Source organism: Mycoplasmopsis cynos (assembly GCF_900660545.1).
Lineage (GTDB): Bacteria > Bacillota_I > Bacilli_A > Mycoplasmatales > Metamycoplasmataceae > Mycoplasmopsis > Mycoplasmopsis cynos.
Genome location: NZ_LR214978.1, coordinates 1 through 4,380, shown reverse-complemented (window position 1 = coordinate 4,380; position 4,380 = coordinate 1). Strand labels below are relative to the sequence as shown.

2 protein-coding genes and 1 pseudogene are annotated in these 4,380 nt (G+C 20.9%); 1 reads left to right on the top strand and 2 read right to left on the bottom strand.

What is annotated here, in order from left to right:
- Nucleotides 1–202: 202 nt before the first annotated feature.
- A pseudogene (locus EXC48_RS00145) lies at nt 203–2,113 on the top strand (MAG1360 family OppF-related protein); the annotation flags it as partial.
- Nucleotides 2,114–2,127: 14 nt separating this feature from the next.
- Here the strand turns inward: EXC48_RS00145 and EXC48_RS00140 are convergent.
- Together EXC48_RS00140 and EXC48_RS00135 are read right to left on the bottom strand one after the other, a co-directional pair.
- Entirely contained in the window at nt 2,128–3,492 is a 1,365-nt protein-coding gene (locus EXC48_RS00140; RefSeq protein ID WP_129720336.1) for an MAG1360 family OppF-related protein, read from the bottom strand.
- Nucleotides 3,437–4,294, bottom strand: a complete 858-nt coding sequence (locus EXC48_RS00135; protein WP_129720335.1) for a hypothetical protein — start codon at nt 4,292–4,294, stop codon at nt 3,437–3,439. The genes EXC48_RS00140 and EXC48_RS00135 overlap by 56 nt, the downstream gene beginning before the upstream one ends.
- Between the last annotated feature and the right edge of the window lie 86 nt (nt 4,295–4,380).

Below are 4,380 nucleotides of genomic sequence, written 5' to 3'. Positions count from 1 at the left end.
AAAAAATTTTCATTTTTGATCTAAAAGTCATTTTGAACCATTAGAACATTATATTAATATTCCTGAGCTTTACTTAGATAAGCAAAGCACAGCATTTTATATTTCTTCTAAAATAAAAATCTTAATTTTAATAATATTTGAAATTCTATAATGAATAACAAAACTCAAGTTTATTTTATAAAACTGTGAAAATAACAAAGAAAATTACACAGCAAATAAAAGTGAGATTTTAAAAAAGATTGCTTTTATAAATTTGAGTGAGTATGATAAAAATAATGATGGATTACCTTTTATTGAAATATGAAATACTTGTATTAAAAGTTACGAAACAATCAAAAAACATTATGATTTAAGTATCTTTAATAAAGATTTTGAACTAACAATGAAAAATTCATTGTTCTCAAAAATCACATTCTATTCACAACAATTACATTCAGTTAATTTATCATATCAAAAAGTATTTGATTCTATCTTTCTTGAATATTCTGAAAAAATATCGCATAATAATGATGTTAAAATCATTGAAAGCTTTGCGTCAGTTGTTTATGATGTTGTTACTGATTATAAAAATGTTATGGCAGATCATTTAGTTCGTTTTTTAAAGGATTTAAAAACAAATCATTTTAGATTACTTGAAGAATATGAAAAAAGTGATTTTAATATTTCTAAGAAAATCATTGAACAAAATCGATTAGCTTTAAAGTATATGAAAGAAATAAATAATTCATCAATTCAACAAGTTTCAATTGCTATTAAAAAAAGAGATATTTTACAAGAAATTTCTTTTTATTCATCATATAGAAAAAAACTTACTAAAAAAAATGTTTATTACATAAAATCAATTATTAAAAAACTAACCGGTGAAAAGAAAAATCTTAAAATAATGTTAAAAAATTTAATAAATGATGACATTAAGTGATTAGAAGTTTATAAAAATTTATTAATAAAAAGAAAATTGATTAAGTTTTGAAAAAAACATATACATAATGTGGTTTATTTAAAAAACAATATGATTTTTGATCTTGAAAACTTTGTAGATCAAGAAGTTAAAATATTTTCAGAAAGTAGATTTTTTCCAATTTTAAAAAGTAATAAGGACAAAAGATATAAATTAAGTAGAATAAGACAAATTATTAATTATGAATTTGATATACCAATTGACTTTTACACTTCTGAATCGTATAAGACTGATAAATCTATTGAAAAAGAAATGAATATTTTATTGAAGAAAAAAGACAAGATTGATAAATTAGTTTTTGTAAAAAAAGATACTTTAAATGAACCTTCAAAAATATTTAATTTTGAACAATCTATAAAGCTAGCCCAAGCAGAAGTGAAATGAAGTGATGAATCACAAAATAAATTGTTTAGTTTATTTTTAAGTAATAAAGAAATTAAAGTATCTAGACTAGAAAAAAATATAAAGAGTTATAAAAAAACTGTTGCTCCATTATTAAATTATTTTGAATCAGTAATTTCATCACATGAAAATGCTAAGCAATTATTAGAACTAGAGACAGTAAAAGATATCAAGAGTTTTAGAAAACTTTTTGCTTTTAAAGAGTGGTCATTAAATTTATTAATTAACCTTTCAAGATATACATCGTCAAAATCAAGTGTTTCAAAAAAATTAGAAATCGATTATTTAGCTGCATTAGAATTTATTAGACTTTATGAAAGTTTATCAATTAATATAGAAAAGATGTTTTTGCCTTATAAAAAACTTAAATTAGGTGAAAAATTTAAGCTAAAATTTGTTAAATATCACCTTAATGGTGCTAAGTTTTTATTTGTACAAGATGATAATTCAATTAGTTATGAAGAAAAAAAAGAAATTCTAAGAACTCTAGGGAACATCTCGAAAAGTTTTTCTAGTTCATTTATTTTTATTACTGATGATCTTAAAATAATAAATGAGTTATTTGAAGAAGTTTATTTCTTTGATGATTTTAAACTACTTGAATGAGGTTCAAAGAATGAAATTCAAAAATTGCCTGTTAATCCAACAATAGCTAAATTGTACAATCCAGAAATTAAAATACCTAATTTTAATGACTATTATAAAAACAACGATTATTATATTAATGACAGTTATATTCAAGTAAAAAAATAAAAATCATTTTTAGTTTAGTTTACATGATTATAACTGTCATTAATATAATAATCGTTGTTTTTATAATAGTCATTAAAATTAGGTATTTTAATTTCTGGATTGTACAATTTAGCTATTGTTGGATTAACAGGCAATTTTTGAATTTCATTCTTTGAACCTCATTCAAGTAGTTTAAAATCATCAAAGAAATAAACTTCTTCAAATAACTCATTTATTATTTTAAGATCATCAGTAATAAAAATAAATGAACTAGAAAAACTTTTCGAGATGTTCCCTAGAGTTCTTAGAATTTCTTTTTTTTCTTCATAACTAATTGAATTATCATCTTGTACAAATAAAAACTTAGCACCATTAAGGTGATATTTAACAAATTTTAGCTTAAATTTTTCACCTAATTTAAGTTTTTTATAAGGCAAAAACATCTTTTCTATATTAATTGATAAACTTTCATAAAGTCTAATAAATTCTAATGCAGCTAAATAATCGATTTCTAATTTTTTTGAAACACTTGATTTTGACGATGTATATCTTGAAAGGTTAATTAATAAATTTAATGACCACTCTTTAAAAGCAAAAAGTTTTCTAAAACTCTTGATATCTTTTACTGTCTCTAGTTCTAATAATTGCTTAGCATTTTCATGTGATGAAATTACTGATTCAAAATAATTTAATAATGGAGCAACAGTTTTTTTATAACTCTTTATATTTTTTTCTAGTCTAGATACTTTAATTTCTTTATTACTTAAAAATAAACTAAACAATTTATTTTGTGATTCATCACTTCATTTCACTTCTGCTTGGGCTAGCTTTATAGATTGTTCAAAATTAAATATTTTTGAAGGTTCATTTAAAGTATCTTTTTTTACAAAAACTAATTTATCAATCTTGTCTTTTTTCTTCAATAAAATATTCATTTCTTTTTCAATAGATTTATCAGTCTTATACGATTCAGAAGTGTAAAAGTCAATTGGTATATCAAATTCATAATTAATAATTTGTCTTATTCTACTTAATTTATATCTTTTGTCCTTATTACTTTTTAAAATTGGAAAAAATCTACTTTCTGAAAATATTTTAACTTCTTGATCTACAAAGTTTTCAAGATCAAAAATCATATTGTTTTTTAAATAAACCACATTATGTATATGTTTTTTTCAAAACTTAATCAATTTTCTTTTTATTAATAAATTTTTATAAACTTCTAATCACTTAATGTCATCATTTATTAAATTTTTTAACATTATTTTAAGATTTTTCTTTTCACCGGTTAGTTTTTTAATAATTGATTTTATGTAATAAACATTTTTTTTAGTAAGTTTTTTTCTATATGATGAATAAAAAGAAATTTCTTGTAAAATATCTCTTTTTTTTAATAGCAATTGAAACTTGTTGAATTGATGAATTATTTATTTCTTTCATATACTTTAAAGCTAATCGATTTTGTTCAATGATTTTCTTAGAAATATTAAAATCACTTTTTTCATATTCTTCAAGTAATCTAAAATGATTTGTTTTTAAATCCTTTAAAAAACGAACTAAATGATCTGCCATAACATTTTTATAATCAGTAACAACATCATAAACAACTGACGCAAAGCTTTCAATGATTTTAACATCATTATTATGCGATATTTTTTCAGAATATTCAAGAAAGATAGAATCAAATACTTTTTGATATGATAAATTAACTGAATGTAATTGTTGTGAATAGAATGTGATTTTTGAGAACAATGAATTTTTCATTGTTAGTTCAAAATCTTTATTAAAGATACTTAAATCATAATGTTTTTTGATTGTTTCGTAACTTTTAATACAAGTATTTCATATTTCAATAAAAGGTAATCCATCATTATTTTTATCATACTCACTCAAATTTATAAAAGCAATCTTTTTTAAAATCTCACTTTTATTTGCTGTGTAATTTTCTTTGTTATTTTTCACAGTTTTATAAAATAAACTTGAGTTTTTGTTATTCATTATAGAATTTCAAATATTATTAAAATTAAGATTTTTATTTTTAGAAGAAATATAAAATGCTGTGCTTTGCTTATCTAAGTAAAGCTCAGGAATATTAATATAATGTTCTAATGGTTCAAAATGACTTTTAGATCAAAATGAAAATTTTTTCTTTTCAAATTTTTCAAAAATATTTGAAATTTTTAGGAAATTTTGAATCTTCATAGTTACTTATATGATAACGCCTCATTTTTATTAATTAATTTATACACGATAGAATAAGAAAAGAAAACAACAAAAACATTAAATCA